Origin of the sequence: Rhodococcus sp. NPDC059968 (genome assembly GCF_042738615.1) — a bacterium.
Classification (GTDB): Bacteria; Actinomycetota; Actinomycetes; order Mycobacteriales; family Mycobacteriaceae; genus Rhodococcus_F.
In genome coordinates this window covers 35,774-53,424 of record NZ_JBHWUE010000002.1, presented here as the reverse complement: position 1 = coordinate 53,424, position 17,651 = coordinate 35,774, and the positions used below count along the sequence as shown (strand labels likewise).

The 17,651-nt window shown below is 68.9% G+C and carries 16 protein-coding genes; 9 read left to right on the top strand and 7 right to left on the bottom strand.

Translation table 11 applies throughout. The features are described 5' to 3' along the window. Positions 1-100: 100 nt before the first annotated feature. Together ACFWAY_RS02835 and ggt are read left to right on the top strand one after the other, a co-directional pair. Positions 101-1,621 (top strand): FUSC family protein, encoded by a 1,521-nt coding sequence (locus ACFWAY_RS02835; RefSeq protein ID WP_378450697.1) that lies wholly within the window; start codon positions 101-103, stop codon positions 1,619-1,621. Between the two features lie 37 nt (positions 1,622-1,658). Further along, complete coding sequence (gene ggt, locus ACFWAY_RS02830; protein WP_378509763.1) at positions 1,659-3,629, top strand: gamma-glutamyltransferase; 1,971 nt, start codon at positions 1,659-1,661, stop codon at positions 3,627-3,629. 18 nt (positions 3,630-3,647) lie between these two features. Here ggt and ACFWAY_RS02825 read toward each other — a convergent pair whose 3' ends face one another. Further along, positions 3,648-4,658 carry an LLM class flavin-dependent oxidoreductase gene (locus ACFWAY_RS02825; RefSeq protein ID WP_378509762.1) on the bottom strand — a complete coding sequence of 337 codons (1,011 nt, stop codon included), beginning with the start codon at positions 4,656-4,658 and terminating at the stop codon, positions 3,648-3,650. Between the two features lie 204 nt (positions 4,659-4,862). On the opposite strand from ACFWAY_RS02825, the gene ACFWAY_RS02820 reads away from it, so the two are divergent. Then, positions 4,863-7,244 carry a glutamate--cysteine ligase gene (locus ACFWAY_RS02820; protein ID WP_378450694.1) on the top strand — a complete coding sequence of 794 codons (2,382 nt, stop codon included), beginning with the start codon at positions 4,863-4,865 and terminating at the stop codon, positions 7,242-7,244. Positions 7,245-7,252: 8 nt separating this feature from the next. Here ACFWAY_RS02820 and ACFWAY_RS02815 read toward each other — a convergent pair whose 3' ends face one another. Then, positions 7,253-7,906 (bottom strand): ABC transporter substrate-binding protein, encoded by a 654-nt coding sequence (locus tag ACFWAY_RS02815; protein ID WP_378509865.1) that lies wholly within the window; start codon positions 7,904-7,906, stop codon positions 7,253-7,255. Positions 7,907-7,996: 90 nt separating this feature from the next. After that, positions 7,997-8,263, bottom strand: coding sequence for a hypothetical protein (locus tag ACFWAY_RS02810; protein WP_378509761.1), 267 nt, complete (start codon positions 8,261-8,263; stop codon positions 7,997-7,999). A 455-nt stretch (positions 8,264-8,718) separates the two neighbouring features. Between ACFWAY_RS02810 and ACFWAY_RS02805 the strand changes: the two genes are divergently transcribed. Together ACFWAY_RS02805 and ACFWAY_RS02800 are read left to right on the top strand one after the other, a co-directional pair. Continuing rightward, positions 8,719-9,018, top strand: coding sequence for a DUF4193 domain-containing protein (locus ACFWAY_RS02805; protein ID WP_073359047.1), 300 nt, complete (start codon positions 8,719-8,721; stop codon positions 9,016-9,018). A gap of 9 nt (positions 9,019-9,027) precedes the next feature. Then, positions 9,028-9,462 (top strand): SRPBCC family protein, encoded by a 435-nt coding sequence (locus ACFWAY_RS02800; RefSeq protein WP_378509760.1) that lies wholly within the window; start codon positions 9,028-9,030, stop codon positions 9,460-9,462. A gap of 69 nt (positions 9,463-9,531) precedes the next feature. On the opposite strand, the gene ACFWAY_RS02795 is transcribed toward ACFWAY_RS02800, so the two are convergent. Then, entirely contained in the window at positions 9,532-11,355 is a 1,824-nt protein-coding gene (locus ACFWAY_RS02795; RefSeq protein WP_378509759.1) for an NAD(P)-binding domain-containing protein, read from the bottom strand. A gap of 222 nt (positions 11,356-11,577) precedes the next feature. Between ACFWAY_RS02795 and ACFWAY_RS02790 the strand changes: the two genes are divergently transcribed. From ACFWAY_RS02790 to ACFWAY_RS02775, 4 genes are read left to right on the top strand one after another with little or no spacing between them, the layout of a single operon-like run. Further along, positions 11,578-12,018 carry a YciI family protein gene (locus ACFWAY_RS02790; protein WP_005248606.1) on the top strand — a complete coding sequence of 147 codons (441 nt, stop codon included), beginning with the start codon at positions 11,578-11,580 and terminating at the stop codon, positions 12,016-12,018. Positions 12,019-12,023: 5 nt separating this feature from the next. Beyond that, entirely contained in the window at positions 12,024-13,283 is a 1,260-nt protein-coding gene (locus ACFWAY_RS02785; RefSeq protein WP_378509758.1) for an RNA polymerase sigma factor, read from the top strand. Between the two features lie 57 nt (positions 13,284-13,340). Beyond that, positions 13,341-13,670: an ArsR/SmtB family transcription factor gene (locus ACFWAY_RS02780; protein ID WP_378450689.1), complete on the top strand. Its 330-nt coding sequence runs from the start codon at positions 13,341-13,343 to the stop codon at positions 13,668-13,670. Then, complete coding sequence (locus tag ACFWAY_RS02775; RefSeq protein WP_378450688.1) at positions 13,670-14,359, top strand: cation transporter; 690 nt, start codon at positions 13,670-13,672, stop codon at positions 14,357-14,359. The genes ACFWAY_RS02780 and ACFWAY_RS02775 overlap by 1 nt, the downstream gene beginning before the upstream one ends. Here ACFWAY_RS02775 and ACFWAY_RS02770 read toward each other — a convergent pair. Genes ACFWAY_RS02770 through ACFWAY_RS02760 form a run of 3 tightly spaced genes read right to left on the bottom strand, consistent with a single transcriptional unit; the run spans position 14,326 to position 17,599 of the window. Further along, a complete protein-coding gene (locus ACFWAY_RS02770; protein ID WP_378450687.1) occupies positions 14,326-15,357 on the bottom strand; it encodes a crotonase/enoyl-CoA hydratase family protein in 1,032 nt (343 codons plus the stop codon). The genes ACFWAY_RS02775 and ACFWAY_RS02770 overlap by 34 nt on opposite strands. Then, positions 15,354-16,991, bottom strand: coding sequence for an acyl-CoA dehydrogenase family protein (locus tag ACFWAY_RS02765; protein WP_378450686.1), 1,638 nt, complete (start codon positions 16,989-16,991; stop codon positions 15,354-15,356). The genes ACFWAY_RS02770 and ACFWAY_RS02765 overlap by 4 nt, the downstream gene beginning before the upstream one ends. Further along, positions 16,988-17,599 (bottom strand): TetR/AcrR family transcriptional regulator, encoded by a 612-nt coding sequence (locus ACFWAY_RS02760; protein ID WP_378450868.1) that lies wholly within the window; start codon positions 17,597-17,599, stop codon positions 16,988-16,990. Before ACFWAY_RS02760 ends, ACFWAY_RS02765 begins: the two co-directional genes overlap by 4 nt. Positions 17,600-17,651 lie beyond the last annotated feature (52 nt).

The window sequence follows — 17,651 nt, the reverse complement described above, 5'->3', positions numbered from 1 at the left end:
TGTGGTCGTGTCGGTAGGAGCGCAGGACCAGGGAACCGGGTCGCGGGATAGCGGTGTGCCGATCCCTGCGCCGGCCCCGGCACGGTCGTTGCTTCTGGGGGTGCCCAAGCATGGCCGGCGCTGGCCGGGCGTGGTCCGCGCCGGGGTGGCGGCGTGTCTGCCCGCGCTGGCGGGGGTCGCGCTCGGACACTCTGCGGTCGCCGCGACGGCGACGCTGGGAGCCTTCGCCGTCGTCTACGGCGAGGGCAGGGCGTACCGGGTGCGGTGGCGGGTGGTCTCGATCGCCGCCGCTGTGATGGTCCTCCTGGCCGGTGTCGGCGCCGCGGTCGGCGCGTTCGTGCACGACGTGACCGCGGCGGGCGGTTCCCCGCTGTGGGGGATGGCGCTCGTCCTCGCGATGACCGTCGTCGTCGCCGTCTGCGCCTTCGTCGTCGACGGGCTGCGGCTGGGAGCGCCGGGTGCTTTCCTTCCGCTGCTCACGGTGGAGATCTCGTCCGCGCTGCCCGCCCTCGGTGTCTCCGTGGTGGAGGTGACGTCCTGGGCGGCGGTCGGTGCGGTGTCGGCGTTGCTCGTGTCGATGTCGGGGCTGCTCGCGCGCCCACGCACCCCCGAGCGTGCCGCGGTCGCGGCCGCTGTCGGGGCAGTCGAGGCCGCACTCTCCGACACGCTCGCACCGAATTCCCGCCGGGACGCGGTGCGGTCGCTGCACGCCGCGTGGCAGTGCCTCCACGACGCCGCCCTCGTCGGCCGTGATCATCCGCTCACCCGCACGTTGCGTGCGGCTCACCTGCGGTGCGCGGCCGCGGTCGACGGTCTGGGCGCGGATCACGCCTCCGACGTCGACGACCTGCGGCCGCAGGTCCCGCTGCCCAGGCCGTCGATCCGCTACCGGCTCGCGCGGGCGGCTCATCTGCGGGGCCGATCCTGGACGATCGTCGCGCGACTGCTGGTCGCGTGCCCCGCCGCCGGTCTCCTGGCGCTGGGTCTCGGCGTCGGCAGGCCCGACTGGGCGGTGATCACCGCGGCGATGATCCTGCACCAGGGCCCCGACCGCGTGCTGGGGACGTACCGCGGGCTGCACCGGTTCTTCGGAACGGTGCTCGGACTCGTTCTGCTCGCCGCGCTGGCGACGCTCGACCTGCCGGCGGCCGCGCTGGTACTCGTCGTGGCGCTCCTGATGGCGGGGACGGAGGCCTTCCTCGTCCGCAACTACGGCCTGGCGATGGTGTTCATCACCCCGCTCGCGCTGGTTCTCGGCGGCCTCGGAACCCACGTCGACCTCGTCGTCGTCACCCGGGACCGGCTTCTCGAGACCGTCCTGGGCGTGGCGGTGGCGATCCTCGTGCTGTGGACCGTGCTTCCGGGTTCGTACCGGCGGATCCTGCGCGACGCGGACGAACAGGTGGCCGGGACGATCGGGCGGCTCGGCGATGCGCGGGAACCGGCCGCCGTCGCGGAACTCTGCCGGGATCTCGAGTTCGATCTGCACAGTTCCACCACCGCCGCGATCACCGCCGCCCACACCGACCCGGCGTGGACCCGCGACCGGTGGCCCGAGCACCACCACCTCCACGAGCTCGGTTACCGAATCCTGACCCGGCACTTCGGACCTCGTCTTTAGCCGGTCGGCACCGGATCCCCGCTGTTAGGGTTCGTTGATGGGTCCTGTGACGGGAATCGGAACTGCAATTCGGGCCTCGTTGGCCGCGGCTCTCTGCGTCGGCATGCTGGCCGCGTGCGCGTCGGACGAGGAACCGGAGAGCGATCCGGCGGCCACGTGTGCGGACGTTCCCAACGGCACCCCGATCGCCAAGGCTCCACCGCCTCCCGGCCCGGCGCCGACCACCCAGAACCTCGCGACCAACCCCGAGATCGCAACGGTCTACCGCTCCGGGATGGTGCCGGTGAACACCGCGTCGTACGCGGTCTCCACCGCCAATCCCGTGTCGACGCAGGCCGCGTGTGAGGTGTTGCGGGACGGGGGCACGGCTGCCGACGCGCTGATCGTGGCCCAGACCGTTCTAGGGCTCGTCGAACCGCAGTCCTCCGGAATTGGGGGCGGGGCGTTCCTGCTCTACTACGACGCCGGGCAGAAGAGTGTCGAGGCGTACGACGGGCGCGAGGTCGCGCCGATGGCGGCGACGGAGAACTACCTGCGCTGGATCAGCGACACCGACCGCACCGAGCCAAAGCCGGACGCCCGGGCGAGCGGACGGTCCATCGGGGTTCCCGGGGTGGTGCGGATGCTCGAACTGGCGCACCGCGAGCACGGCCGGGACGAGTGGCGGGAACTGTTCGACCCGGCCGTCTCGCTCGCGGACCAGGGACTCGAGATCAGCCCCCGGATGGCCGGGCAGATCGCCGAGTCCGCACCCGATTTGGCGCTCGACGAGCCGTCGAAGGCGTACTTCCTCAATCCGGACGGCAGCCCCAAGCCGGCAGGCACGAAGCTGACGAACCCGGCCATGGCCAAGACGCTCGGTGCGATCGCGGCGGGCGGCGCCGACGCCTTCTACACCGGGGCAATCGCCCAGGGCATCGTCGATGCGACGGCGACGGCGACGGGCGGGCGCACCCCCGGACAGATGACTCTCGACGACCTCGCGAACTACCAGGGGAAGAAGCGGACGGCGCTGTGCACGCCGTATCGGGACCACGAGATCTGCGGCATGCCCAACCCGTCGTCCGGCGGCACGGCGGTCGCGGCGACGCTCGGCATCCTGGAGAACTTCGACCTGTCGGAGTACGGGCCCACGAACCTCGACGACAACGGCGGAAAGCCGACGGCGGAGGCCGTGCATCTCATCTCCGAGGCGGAGCGACTGGCGTACGCCGACCGGGACAAGTACGTCGCGGACTCCGATTTCGTTCCGCTGCCGGGAAATTCCCTCGACACGCTGCTGAACGACGACTACCTGAAGCAGCGGGCCGTCCTCATCGACCCCGGTAAGAGCATGGGCACCGCGCAACCAGGCAACTTCGGGCCGGTCCCCCTCGGTGTCCAGCCGCAGGACAAGGAACACGGCACCAGCCACATCTCGATCGCCGACAAATACGGGAACGTCGCGTCGATGACGACGACGGTGGAATCGGCGTTCGGCTCGTTCCACATGACGGACGGCTTCGTGCTCAACAATCAGCTCACCGACTTCTCGGCGCAGCCCGTCGGTCCGGACGGGACGCCGCTCGCCAACCGTGTCGAACCGGGTAAGCGGCCCCGCAGTTCGATGGCGCCGACGCTCGTCTTCGACCGCGGCAGCGACGGTTCGCGGGGAGACGTCCAATACGTCACGGGGTCGCCGGGCGGTTCGGTGATCATCCAGTTCGTGGTGAAAACGCTCGTGGGAATGCTGGATTGGGGTCTGAACCCGCAGCAGGCGGTGTCGGCGGTCGACTTCGGGGCGGCCAACACCCCGGTCACCGGCGTCGGCGGGGAGCATCCGAACATCAATGCGGCCAACGACGGCGCCGACGACCCGTTGATCGTGCAGTTGCGGGCGATGGGACACCAGGTGTCGGTCGCGCCGCAGTCCAGCGGGCTCAGTGCGCTGCAGCGCGAGGGCTCGGGGTGGGTCGGCGGCGCGGACCCACGACGGGAGGGCGCGGTGATGGGTGACGGTACGGGTTAGGCACCGCCACCGCCCGAATCACGCCTGCTCGACGAGCGGGGCCACCTTGGTGCCGAGCAGTTCGATCGCGCGCATCACCTTGTCGTGGGGCAGCGGCCCGACGCTGGGGTGCAGCATGAACCGCTCGATGCCCAGGGTGTCGCGCATACCGGCGATCTTCTCCGCCACCTGCTCGGGGTTGCCGAGCACGAGCGAACCGCCGGGTCCGCGCAGACCGTCGAATGCCTGCGGGTTCATCGGCGCCCATCCGCGTTCGCGTCCGAGGCCGGTCATGGCCGCGGCGTACGACGGGTAGAACTCCGAAACCGCCCGGTCCTCGGTGTCCGCGACGTAACCGTGCGCGTGGACGGCGATGGGCTGCGGTGCGTGCCCGCCTTCCGACACCGCACGGCGGTGCAGGTCGGCCAGCGGTGCGAAGCGGGCGGGTTGTCCGCCGATGATCGCGAGCGCCATCGGCAGGCCGAGCAGTCCGGCGCGGGCCACCGACTCGGGATTGCCGCCGACCCCGACCCAGATGGGAAGGGGCCGTTCGGGGCGGGGGTAGACGGACTGGTCTGTCAGCGCCGGCCGGTGCCGGCCCGACCAATTCACGGTCTCCGAGTCGCGGAGGGCGAGCAGCAGGCCGAGTTTCTCGACGAACAGGTCGTCGTAGTCGGCCAGGTCGTAACCGAAGAGCGGGAACGATTCGGTGAACGAGCCGCGACCGGCCATCACCTCGGCGCGTCCGTCGGAGATCAGGTCGAGGGTGGCGAATTCCTCGAACACCCGCACCGGGTCGTCGGAGCTCAGGACGGTGACCGCACTGGTCAATACGATGCGGGACGTCCGGGCGGCGGCGGCCGACAGCACGACCGCCGGCGCCGACGCGGCGAAGTCCGCCCGGTGGTGCTCACCGACGCCGTACACGTCGAGGCCGACCTGCTCGGCCAGGACGACCTCTTCGAGCAGATCCTTCAGGCGCTGCCGCGGCGACACCGCCCCGACCCCGCCGGAACCGACCTCCGCGAACGTCGTCAACCCGAGTTCCATGCGACACCCCTGATTCCAGATAGTTGAAGGATCAATTAGATGATATAACTGCGCGGCCGGACGGGATATTCCGTCCGATGATTCAGACCCGGGTGGGCGGGGAACCCGACGACCATGGCGAAATACCGAGTGATCGATCCCCTGGACGGCACCTGGGCGTTCTTCGACGACACCGAGGGCGCCACGGAGAAATAGAGGCACATCGTGCTCGCCAGCGACCCACGGAAAGTGGGCGTCGAGGAGGAATTTCACCTCATCGATCTGAAGACCCGGCGCCTGACCACCCGCGCGCCGGAGTTGCTGGCACGACTCCCCGACGACGTGTACGTCGACGAACTCCAGCAGTGCGTCGTCGAGGTCAACAGCGGTGTGTACGCCGACCTCGACGGCCTGCGGAACGATCTGCAGCGGCACCGCAGGCTGCTCATCGACGCGGCCGAGGGCCTCGGCATCGGCGTGGCCGCCGCGGGCTCGATGCCGCTGTCGCTGCCCGCCGAGATGCACGTCACGGGGACGCAGCGCTACCGGCGCATGCTCGCCGACTACCAGGTGCTCGCCCGCGAGCAGCTGATCTGCGGCACGCAGGTTCACGTCGACCTGCCCGATCGCGACGAGGCGGTGCAGGTCGCGCACCGCGTCGCTCCGCACATGCCCATCCTCCTGGCGCTCAGCGCGAGTTCCCCGTTCCGGTCCGACGGCGCGGACACCGGCTATGCCAGCGCGCGGACACTTCTGTGGCTGCGCTGGCCCAGTACCGGCCCGGCCGCACCCGTCTCGTCGGCCGCCGAATACGGCGCCCTGATCGACGACCTCGTCGCCAGCGGGGTGATCAGCGATCCCGGAATGGCATATTTCGACGTCCGGCCGTCGGTGAAACTTCCGACCCTCGAGTTGCGGGTGTGCGACAGCTGCCCGCGACTGGACACGGTCCTGCTCATCGCCGCCCTGTTCCGGGCACTCGTGGAACGCGAGGTGCAGGGATTGCGCGCCGGGACGAAGGGCGTCGAGGTCGTCCCGACCCTGACGCGGGCGGCACTGTGGCGGGCGGCCCGGTCGGGTTTGGAGGAAGAGCTCGTCGACGTGACGGTTCCGCAGGCACGTCCCGCGTCGGATCTCGTCGGCGACTTCGTGAATTCGCTGCGCCCGCAGCTCGAGGAGACCGGCGACTGGGACCGCGTGGTGGCGCTGTCCGCCGAGGCGACCGCCCACGGGAGCTCCGCCGCCCGGCAACGTCACGCGCTCGGTCGCCGAGGCCGGCTCACCGACGTGGTGGATCTGCTGCTCGCGGAGACGGCGGGCCGCACCGAGCACCTCCCCGAGGTGGAGGCGCCGCCGCCGCGCGAGCCCGGCCCGAAGTCGACCGGCGCCGGCCGGACCCGGAGATATTGGAGCGCGAGGTTCTGGGACCGCGGCGACACCGCCGACATGACCTGGACGGAGTCGACGGAGCTCGACGAGAAGAAGCTCATCGAGTGGCGCCGGGACCTGCACGCGCATCCGGAACTGTCGTTCGAGGAACGCAGGACCACCGGCGTCGTGCGCGATCATCTCGTCGGTCTCGGGCTCGAACCCGTCATGATGCCCGGCGGAACCGGCCTCTGGTGCGACCTCGGTCCGGAGACGGGCGAGCGCATTGCGCTGCGGGCCGACCTCGACGCGCTGCCGGTCGCCGAGACGACCGGTCTCCCGTTCGAGTCGAGGGTGCCCGGAGTGTCACACGCGTGCGGTCACGACGCCCACACCACGATGCTGATGGGCGCGGCATCCGTCCTCGTGAAGTACCCGCCGCCGACCCGCGTCCGCCTCGTCTTCCAGCCGGCGGAGGAGACCACCCCCGGCGGCTCGGTCGACACGATCGCTGCGGGCGCACTCGACGGGGTGGCGAAAATCTTTGCACTGCACTGCGACCCGCACCTCGAGGTCGGCAAACTGTCCACCCGGACCGGGCCGATCACGTCGTCCAACGACTCCGTCACCGTGCGGTTGTGGTCGGCGGGCGGGCACACCGCACGACCCCATCTGACCGGCGATCTCATCCACGCGACAGCCGTCCTGGTGACCGGATTGGCGTCCGTACTCGACCGCCGGATCGACGCCCGCACCGCGACCGTGCTCACCTGGGGGAAGGTGGCCGCCGGGCAGGTCGCGAACTCCGTTCCCGAGTCGGGTGAACTGGTGGGCACCCTGCGCAGCGCGTCCCGTGAGACGTGGGCCTCGCTCGAACCGCTGGTGACGGACGCGATCTGTCATCTGCTCGCGCCGTACAACGTGCGGTACGAACTCTCCTACCTGCAGGGCGTCCCGCCCGTCGTCAACGATCCCGACTGCACCGCCGACTTACGGGAGGCGATCGAATCGGTCGTCGGCTTCGACCACCTGGCCGAGGCGCATCAGTCCAGCGGCGGCGAGGATTTCGCGTGGTACCTCGAGAAGGTTCCGGGCGCGATGGCCAGACTCGGCGTGTGGGACGGCATCGGCACCCGGCAGGAGCTTCACCAGCCGGGTTTCAACCTCGACGAACGCGCCATGATCCACGGGGTCCGAACGCTGGTCGCGCTCACCCGGCTCGAAGACCAGTCCGGGTAACCGCGGCGTCAGGCCGGTTTGGCGGCGGCATCCGCCAGTTTCGGCACGAGTGCCTCGACGGCGTACGGGAGGCTGAGGACGGTGCCCCAGGTGATAGCGCCGGAGACGGTGGGGTCGTCGACGAACACGGCTCGCCCGGCCTTCGCCACCGGTAGCGACTGATAGACGGGGTCGGCGGCGATCTTCGCTTCGGCGCCGGGACTGCTGCCCACGTTCCAGACGAGGACGTCGACGTCGACGATGTCGAACTGCTCCTTGCTGATGGTGAACGCGTCCTGATCGCCTGCGAGTTGCGCGATCTGCTCCGGGACGACGAACCCGAGCGACGTCATCAGGCGTGAACGCGGGTCGTTCGGGGACCGGACGTAGAACGAGCCGGCGTCGCCCAGTTCGGCCACCGCGACGGTCTTGCCCTCGAATTCGGGGTGGGCGGCGCGCTGCTGCGCCACCAGGTCCTCCACGCCGGCGACGAGTTGGTTCGCCTTCTCGTCCTCACCCAGGGTGGTGCCGACGATCCGGACGGCGTCCTGCCACGGCATGCCGAAATCGGGGTAGTCCGGCGACGTCGTCACGGTGGGTGCGATGGCCGAGAGCCGCTGATACGCGTCGTCGTCGACGTCGATGTACAGCGCGAGAATCAGGTCGGGATCGAGTTTCGCGATGTTCTCGTACGCGAAATTGGCCTCACCGGTGAACTGTCCGCGGTTGAAGACTTCGGGGTGCGTCCCACCGAGCGCGTCCTGGGCCCAGGGCTAGGTGGCGTCCGGATAGTCGCCGTACCAGTCGGTGACGCCGACCGGCTGACGTCCGAACGCGAGGAGCGTGTCCTGGTCGGAGTAGCCGATGGTGACGATCCGCCGGGGGTTGTCCGGGACTTCGGTCGTTCCCTTCTTGTGCGTCACCGTCCGGGTGCTGCCTTCGGTGTCCGCGGCGGTTCCCGAGGAACACGCTGCGGCGACGGCGGCCAGGCCGACCCCGGCACTCACGGTCAGGAACTTGCGGCGGTCGAGCGTTCGCATCCACATGCCTCCCTGTAGGTGAGGCTAACCTAAAGGGAGTGGTCCCGGCCGTGCATCTGCGGCGGAAACGGGGGAGTCGGCTCGGGAATCGGCGGCGTCGGAGGTCCCGGCGGCCCCGGTTGCGGCCCGGGCTCTGGAGGTGCAGGTTCCGGGCCCGGCTCGGGAGGAAACGGGTGAGGCGGAGTCGGCGTCGGCGGCACAGGAGGCGGGCCCGGATCCGGCGGCACCGGCTCCGGGTCCGGCACGGGATTGCCGAGCTCGTCGCGGGCACTCGTCATCAACTGACCACCTTCCGATCGGCTGATTGAGTGGTACCCGGAACGGGCATCCCGCAACCACAGGGCGAGCTGTGGCCGCCCGGGAACAAAACGCGGGATCGGTGCGTTGTCTAGCAACCGTGCCCCGCAAGTGTGGAATTTCACGACACGGGGAACATGAGCCAAAGGGAGGAAGTCATGGCAACCGACTACGACGCACCACGGGTTACCGTCGACGACGAACTCGCCGCGGACTCGCTCGAAGAATTGAAGACACGGAGGAACGACTCGCAGTCGTCCGTCGTCGACGTCGAGGAGACCGACACGGCGGAGTCCTTCGAACTGCCCGGCGCCGACCTGTCCGGTGAGGAACTCACGGTCCGCGTCATTCCGAAGAGGGCCGACGAATTCACTTGCAGCAGTTGCTTTCTGGTCCATCATCGGTCGCGTCTCGCGTCCGAAGAGGGTGGACAGCTGATTTGCCGCGACTGCGCATAGGAGGCCAGAGTGGCCGAGGTCCGTAGAACGTTCACCGTCGCCGCACCGCTCGAGAAAGTCGTCGCGTACCTGCGCGACTTCGCGAACACCACGGCCTGGGATCCCGGGACCGGCAAGTGCGAGCAGACCACCCCCGGTCCGGTGGCGGTGGGCACGGAATGGCACAACGTGTCGTCGTTCTTCGGGCGCACCACCGAACTCACCTACCGCATGACCCGCGACGACCCCGATCACATCGTCTTCGAGGGTCGCAACGAGACCGCAGCCACGTCGGACGATCTGGCGTTCGAGAAAGTGGACGACGCCTCGACGTCGATCACCTACAGCGCGCATCTCGAATTCACCGGCCTGGCGCGATTCGCCGACCCCGTCGCCCGCCTCGCGTTCGAGGTACTCGCGGCCAAGACCGTCAAACAGATGACCGAGGTCCTCGAAGCGAGGTAAGCGGTATCAGATTTTTCAACAGCGCCCTCACTCTCGACGAGTGAGGGCGCCGCTGCGTGTCGGGGCCGATCAGCTGAGGTGATTCACCTCCTGCAGCCCGTACACCGGTGTCGGGATCTCCTCGTGCCGGGCCTTGAGCTGCAATGCGAGGTACAGCGAGTAGTGCCGCGACTGGTGCAGGTTGCCGCCGTGGAACCACAACGCTTCCTGCTGGGTCGGCTTCCACATGTTGCGCTGCTCGCCCTCCCACGGTCCGGGATCCTTGGTGGTGTCGGAGCCGAGGCCCCAGCACTTTCCGACCTTGTCGGCCACTTCCTGACCCATGAGGTCGGCGGCCCATCCGTTCATGGACCCGTAGCCGGTGGCGTAGACGACGAGGTCGGCCGGCAATTCCGTCGCGTCGGTCAGAACCACAGCGTCCTCGGTGAGATGGTCGACCTGCCCGGACACGAGGTGGATGCTGCCGTCCGCGACGAGTTCGGATGCGCCGACGTCGATGTAGTAGCCGGACCCTCGGCGCAGGTACTTCATGAACAGACCGGACCCGTCGTCACCGAAATCGAGCTTGAATCCGGCCTTTTCCAGTCGGTCGTAGAAGTCCCTGTCCCGTTCGGCGATCTTCTGATAGATCGGGATCTGGAACTCGTGCATGATCTTGTACGGCAGCGACGCGAACGTGAGGTCGGCCTTCTCCGTCGTCATGCCCGCTGCGACGGCGCGCTCCGAGTAGAGGTCGCCGAGGCCGAGGTCCATCAGGGAATCCGACTTCACGATGTGCGTGGACGACCGCTGCAGCATCGTCACGTCGGCGCCGTTCTCGAAGAGCGCCTTGCAGATGTCGTGAGCCGAGTTGTTGGCACCCACGACGACGACGCGCTTACCCACGTAGGCGTCCGGACCGGGGTGCCGGCTCGAATGGTGCTGCTCGCCCTGGAAGACGTCCTGGCCCGGGAACGACGGAACGTTCGGCTTGCCCGACATGCCGGTGGCGAGCACCAGCTGCTTCGGGTGGAGCACCACGTCCTCGCCGTCGCGGTCGAGGACGACGGTCCACTCCTTGGTCTCGTCGTCGAACGTCGCGGACGTGCAGGTGGTGGACGACCAGTACGGAATCTCCATCACCTTCGTGTACATCTCGAGCCAGTCGCCGATCTTGTCCTTCGGCGCGAAGACCGGCCAGTTGTCCGGGAACGGCATGTAGGGCAGGTGGTCGTACCAGACCGGGTCGTGCAGGCACAGCGACTTGTACCGGTTGCGCCACTGGTCGCCGGGGCGTTCGTTCTTGTCGACGACGATGGCCGGGACTCCGAGTTGGCGCAGCCGCGCGCCGAGCGCGATGCCGCCCTGGCCGCCGCCGATCACGAGAACGTACGGCTGGCGGGTGTAGCCGAGTTCCCGCTCCTCGATCTCCCGCTTCTCCGCCCAGCTCAGGGTGTCGCCGCCGGAACCGTGAACGGCACCCTTGACTCGGTTCCGTCCCCGGCGTTCCTCATGACCCTTCAACTCCTGCATAGTGGTGAGGAAGGTCCACGCCTCGTCGCCCTTCAGGCGCAGGTGTCCCTTGCCCCGGCCCGTCGCGGTCTCGAACTCGATCCACGCCGAGGTGACGCCGTCGGCCTCGTCCGGTGTCTCGGTGGTGCGGAAGTTGACGGGGTCGGTGTCGTCCAGGCGTGCGTGCAGCATCGCGGCGACGGCGTCGCGTCCCTCGACCGTCTTGAGGTTCCAGGTGAACGCCACCAGGTCGCGCCAGAAGCTGTCGACTGCGAACATGCCCGCGGCACGCTCGACGTCGCGTGCGGCGAGAGCGGATTCGAAGCTCGCCAACCACAGGTCGACTCGTTCCTGAGGTGTCAGGGACGTCTGCACCGCAGTCGGCTGGACCGTCTGTGTCATGTACCTCTCCTTCGCTTGGTATGTGACATACAGCACACTCCGGAGTGGGGCGGGCGGCAAGCGTTGCATCGTGTTGCAGTCCCGCCCGTGAGTACTTATTAACGTCCCGCGGTTAATAAGTACTCACGGGCCACGAATGTCGAAATCCGTGGTAGCCCGTTCGACGTACTGTGTGAGTCCACGGCAGGAAGGCCGGGACCGACCACAATCGAGGAGGAAATCATGCGAGTCATGGTGATGATCGAGGGTGCAGGTGCCGACGAAGACAAGATCGCCCCGACCGAGGAAATGCTGGCGGCGATGGGTGCGTACAACGAGGAATTGGTGAACGCGGGCATCATGCTCGACGGCCAGGGTCTGAAGCCGACCAGCGCGGGGGCGCGGGTGGTGTTCGAGGGCGGCACGACGTCGGTGGTCGACGGCCCGTTCACCGAGTCGAAGGAGATCATCGCGGGATACTGGATCTGGGAGGTGCGATCCCTCGAAGAGGCGATCGAGTGGGTCAAGAAGTGCCCCGCCGACCCCGGCACCGGACTGCGCCAGCTGATCGAGGTGCGGCCGATTTTCGAGTCGGAGGATTTCGGCGACGAGTTCACGCCGGAACTGCGGGAAAAGGAAGAGGCACTCGCGGCGAGGATCCGTGAGCAGCACCCGAACGGCTGAGTCCGGTGGATGTCCAGCGCACGGTGGAGGCGGTGTGGCGCATGGAGTCCCCGCGCCTCATCGCGTCGCTCACCCGCCTCGTCCGTGACGTCGGGATCGCCGAGGAGATCGCTCAGGACGCGTTCGTGCTCGCGCTCGAGCAGTGGCCGGAGCAGGGCGTTCCCGACAAACCGGGTGCGTGGCTGACGGCCACGGCTAAGCACAAGGCGATCGATCGCATTCGCCGTGAGCGGTCGCGGCAGTCGAAGTACACGGAGATCGCCGCCGACCCATCCGCGCAACCGCCGAGCGCGATGCCCGCGCCGGACGCCGTCGACGGCGTGGAGGACGACCTGCTGGCTCTGGTCTTCGTGGCGTGTCATCCCGTGCTTCCGCGGGAATCGCGTGTGGCATTGACCCTTCGCCTGGTCGGGGGTTTGCGCACCGACGAGATCGCGCGGGCGTTCCTCGTCCCCTCGGCGACGATGGGGCAGCGCATCAGCAGGGCCAAGCGGACGCTGTCGGAGGCGAAGGTGCCGTTCGAAGTGCCCGCACGCGAGGAACTTCCGGCGCGGTTGTCGGCGGTGCTCGAGGTGGTGTATCTGGTGTTCAACGAGGGCTACTCCGCCACGTCGGGCGAGGACTGGATCCGGCGTGACCTCGCGTCGGAGGCGATGCGGCTCGCCCGTGTTCTCGCCGGCCTGCTGCCCGGGGAACCGGAGGTGCACGGACTGGTGGCGCTCACCGAGTTGCAGGCTTCACGGTTCGCTGCCCGGGCGGGTGCCGACGGCGAGCCGGTCCTGCTGCAGGATCAGGACCGGTCGCGGTGGGATCGAACTCTTCTGACGCACGGCAATGCGGCGCTGGAACGGGCTGTCGGGCTCGGCCGCCCGCTCGGCCCCTACTCGCTGCAGGCCGCGATCGCCGGGTGTCATGCCAGGGCGCCACGTTTCGAGGACACCGACTGGGAGGCGATCGTCGCCCTGTACGACGCGCTGGCGCAGGTGGCGCCGTCGCCGGTGGTGGAACTCAATCGTGCGGTGGCATTGCTGCATTCGGACGGGCCCGAGGCCGCGCTCGCTGCGCTCGACGCCGTGCGGGACGACCCTCGGCTGGCGCGCCACCACCTCTACGGCGCCGTGCGGGGCGAAGTCCTCGAACGCCTCGGCCGCTACGACGAGGCGGCCCGGACCCTCGAGGACGCCGCGGCGACCGCACCCACCCGCCGGGAACGGAACCTCCTCATGGCCCGCGCGGCCGCCGCGTCCGAGCACGCCGAACAGTGAGTCTCGACCATTGATTCATGATTTCCTGAATACAGAAACCAATGTACAGTCAGGCTCATGGAGACTCTGGTCCATCGGGACGCTCTCGCACGTTTCGGGTACGCGCTGTCGGACACCACCCGCACGCAGATTCTGCTGAGCCTGCGGTCCGGGCCCGGGTATCCGTCGGAGTTGGCCGAGACGATCGGAGTGTCCCGGCAGATTCTGTCGAACCACCTGTCGTGCCTGCGTGGCTGCGGTCTGGTCGTCGCGGTGCCGGAGGGCAGGCGGAGCCGGTACGAACTCGCCGACCCGCGCATTGCACGTGCCCTCGACGACCTGCTCGGCCTGGTGCTCGCCGTCGATCCGTCGTGCTGCCCGGACGCGGAGACCGAAGGCTGCTGCTGATGGCGTCCGAACTCGGCATCCCCACCCGACCGTCCGGCGAACGCAGGCAGATCCTGTCCCGCCGGATCAGGTTCTTCGTCGCCGCGACGATCACCTACAACGTGATCGAAGCGATCGTGGCACTCACCGAGGGTGCGCGGGTGTCGTCGACGGCATTGATCGGGTTCGGCCTGGATTCGGTGATCGAGGTGTCGTCGGCGGCCGCGGTCGCGTGGCAGTTCGCGGGACGCGATCCCGAGTCGCGGGAGAAGGTCGCGCTGCGCGTCATCGCGTTCTCGTTCTTCGGGCTCGCCGCGTACGTGAGCGTCGACGCGGTGCGGTCGCTGCTGGGCGTCGGCGAAGCGCAACACTCGACAGTCGGAATCGTCCTGGCCGCAGCGAGTCTGGCCGTGATGCCGGTCCTGTCCTGGGCGCAGCGCCGGGCCGGCCGTGAACTCGGTTCCCTGTCCGCGGTCGCGGATTCCAAGCAGACACTGTTGTGCACGTACCTGTCCGCGGTGCTGCTGGTCGGGTTGCTGCTCAACAGCACCCTCGGCTGGTCGTGGGCCGATCCGATCGCCGCCCTGGTGATCGCGGTCATCGCGGTGAAGGAAGGCGTGAATGCGTGGAAGGGCGATACCTGCTGCCCCGCGCCGGTGGGTGGTCGCGCGGCCGGTCAGGATCCCGGCTGCGACTGCTGCGACTTGTGATCGCCGAACGGTTGATCGCGTTCGCGGACAGCCTCACGGAATCCGACGGTGGCCGAGCGTAATTGGAATGCGTACCCCTCACGGGTGTGCCGGGACATGCCGTCGAAGACGGTGCTCACCATCGTCGAATTGGCGACGCCCTGCGCCAGCAGCGCGCTGTTCAGTGCGAGTTTGACCATCATCAGCTGATTGACGGGCATCCTCGCGATCCGCTCGACGAGGTCCTCGGTGCGACGGTCGAGTTCCTCCGCGGGCGCCGACTCCACCGCGAGTCCCCACTCGGCCGCCTGCCGCCCCGTGATGCAGTCGCCGGTGAGGAGGAGTCGTTTCGCCCGCTGGTCGCCGAGGCGGTGCGCCCACATGCCCGCCGCCGGCACACCCCACACCCGGGTCGGGGGATAGCCGATCTTCGTGTCGTCCGCGGCGACGATCTGGTCGCAGTACAGCGCGATGTCGGTGCCGCCGGCCACGCAGAATCCGTGGATCTTCGCGACCGTCGGCTTGTTCGCGTGGAGCAGGCTCGCGAAACCGCGGTTGAATCGGCTCATCATCGCGTAGTCGGCCATCGGATCCCAGTTGCCGAACGGATTGTGGTTGCGCGCCTGGACGATCGGATCGAGCACCGTGCCGGTCGTGCGGTCCGCTCCCTCGTCGGTGTGGCCGCCGTGCTCGGCGAAGATGCCCAGGTCGTATCCGCCGCAGAATCCCTTGCCGCGCCCCGACAGCAGGATCACGTGCACGCGGGGATCGAGGTCGGCGCGTTCCACGGTCGCGGCGAGTTCGAGAGGAGTGTCGGCGGTGATCGCGTTGCCGTGGTCGGGACGGTTGAACGCTATCCGGGCGATGCGCCCGGTCACCTCGTAGGTGAGGGTCCGATACTCCGCCGGGTGGTCCGCCCGGTCCGGTTCACGATCCGAGAACAGGGAGTCGCCGCCCTCGTCCCAGCCGTCGCGCCAGGCCGCCGGGCGGGTGCCGGCGTGGTCGTCGTGGCCGGTCACGATCCCACCTTGGGAGTGGCGCGGTCGATGATGGCGGCGGTGTCGACGCCGGTCGGCAGCGTCCCGAACACGGTGCCCCAGTCGCCGGACAGCCGGCTGACGCAGAACGCGTCGGCCACCGCGGGGTGCCCGTGGCGGACGAGCAGGGAACCCTGCAGGGCGAGCGCCATGTCGCCGACGACCCGCCGCGCCCGGTGCTCGAGCGTGTCGAGATCGCCGAAACTCGCCTTCAGGTCCGCGACCGCGGCATCGAGGCGCGCGTCGACGCCCGCGGTGGAATCGAGTTCGTCGAAGAAGACCTGAAGCGTCTCCGGCTGTTTCGCGATCGCGCGCAGGGTGTCCAGGGCGGCGACGTTGCCGGAGCCTTCCCACACCGACAGCAGTGGAGCCTCCCGGTACAGGCGCGGCATCCGCGATTCCTCCACGTACCCGTTGCCGCCCAGGCATTCCAGGGCCTCGGCTGCGTGGATCGGACCGCGTTTGCAGACGAAGTACTTGCTGACCGCCAGCGCGATGCGACGCAGGGTGTTCGCGTGCTCGTCGCCCGCGGTCGCCCGGTCGGTGAGCGCGGCCAGCCACAGGGCGACGGTCGTGGCCGCCTCCGACTCGACGGCGAGGTCGGCGAGCACGTTCCGCATCAGCGGCTGATCCACCAGGTGGGCGCCGAACGCGCTGCGGTGCACGGCGTGGTGCGCGGCCTGCGCGGTGCCGACGCGCATGCCGGTGGCCGTGCCGATGGTGCAGTCGAGGCGGGTCATGTTGACCATCTCGATGATCGTCGGAACGCCGCGGCCTTCCTCGCCGACCAGCCAGGCCACGGCCTCGTCGTACTCGACCTCGCTGCTGGCGTTCGAGTGGTTGCCGAGCTTGTCCTTGAGGCGCTGCAGGTGCATCCGGTTGCGGGTGCCGTCCGGCAGCACCCGGGGGAGGAAGAAACACGACAGTCCGCCGGGCGCCTGGGCCAGCACCAGGAACACGTCGGACATCGGCGCCGACGTGAACCACTTGTGGCCGGTCAGGAGATAGCTGCCGTCGGACTGCGGCACGGCTCGGGTGGTGCCCGCGCGGACGTCGGAGCCGCCCTGCTTCTCCGTCATCGACATCCCGGCGATCAGCCCGGCTTTCGTCAGTGGTGGGTGCAGCACCGGATCGTAGACCCGGGCGGTGAGCAACGGTTCGTACTGTTCCGCCAGCTCACGGTTGTGGCGCAGAGCAGGAACGACGGCGTATGTCATGGAGATCGGGCAGCCGTGTCCGGCGTCGACCTGGCCCCACACCGCCATCTTCGCCGCCCGGAGCAGGTGGGCGCGCGGGTGCGGGTCGGCCCATGGTGCGCCGTGCAGGCCCATCTCGACGGCGGTGGTCATCAGCTGGTGGTACGCGGGGTCGTACTCCACCTCGTCGATGCGGTTGCCGTAGCGGTCGTGGGTGCGCAGGACGGGAGGGTGCGCCTCGGCGAGATCGCCCCAGCGCTGCGCCTCCTCGCTTCCGGCGAGGCGTCCGACGTCGTGCAGTTCCTCGAGCGCGTCGTGGGCGCCGTCGCGTTGCAGCGCTTCGAGGATCGGCGCGTAATCGGCCGCGTCGAAATTGATCAGCGGCGGCACCTGGTTGAAGACCTCGTGTGTGGCACTCATGTCGGGCTCCCGAGGGATCGAAGGGTGAAGGTGAGCAGGGCGGGGATGATCGCGCCGTCGGCGGCACCGCGGGCGAGGGGAAGAATCAGCGCCTCGCCGATGGCGCCGACGATGCACGCTGCGGTCACCGACGCGTCCTGTTCCGGGATCTCCCCGGACTCGACGGCGGCGGCGATCGCGACCGCGAGGGCGTCGCGGAACGATTCGCGGAACAGGAGGCGCTCGGTGTCGACCTGCGGGTCGACGGGCTCGACGAGCAGCGCGTACGCCAGGGTGGGTGCGCGCAGCGCGCGTTCGGCGAACGTGCGGACGGAGGCGGATACGGCGGCGACGCAGCGACCCTCGGCGCCACGGGCGGCGTTGCCGGATTCGACGGCGGCGCTCACCTCGCGACTGCAGACGATGCGGAAGACTTCCGCGAACAGTTCGCCCTTGTTCGCGAAGTGCCGGTAGACGGTGCCGGTGCCGACCCCCGCCTCGGCCGCGACAGCGGAGATCGAGCACCCGGCGTACCCGTGGCGGGCGATCAGCCCGATCGCGGAATCGATGAGGGTTGTGCGGAGAGCGTCCAGGCGTTCCTGGACGGCGGGTGTGCGGCGGTAGGCCATATTCAAGGAGTGAACACCCGTTCCGTTCTTCCGTCAAGGGTGCTAGCGTCGG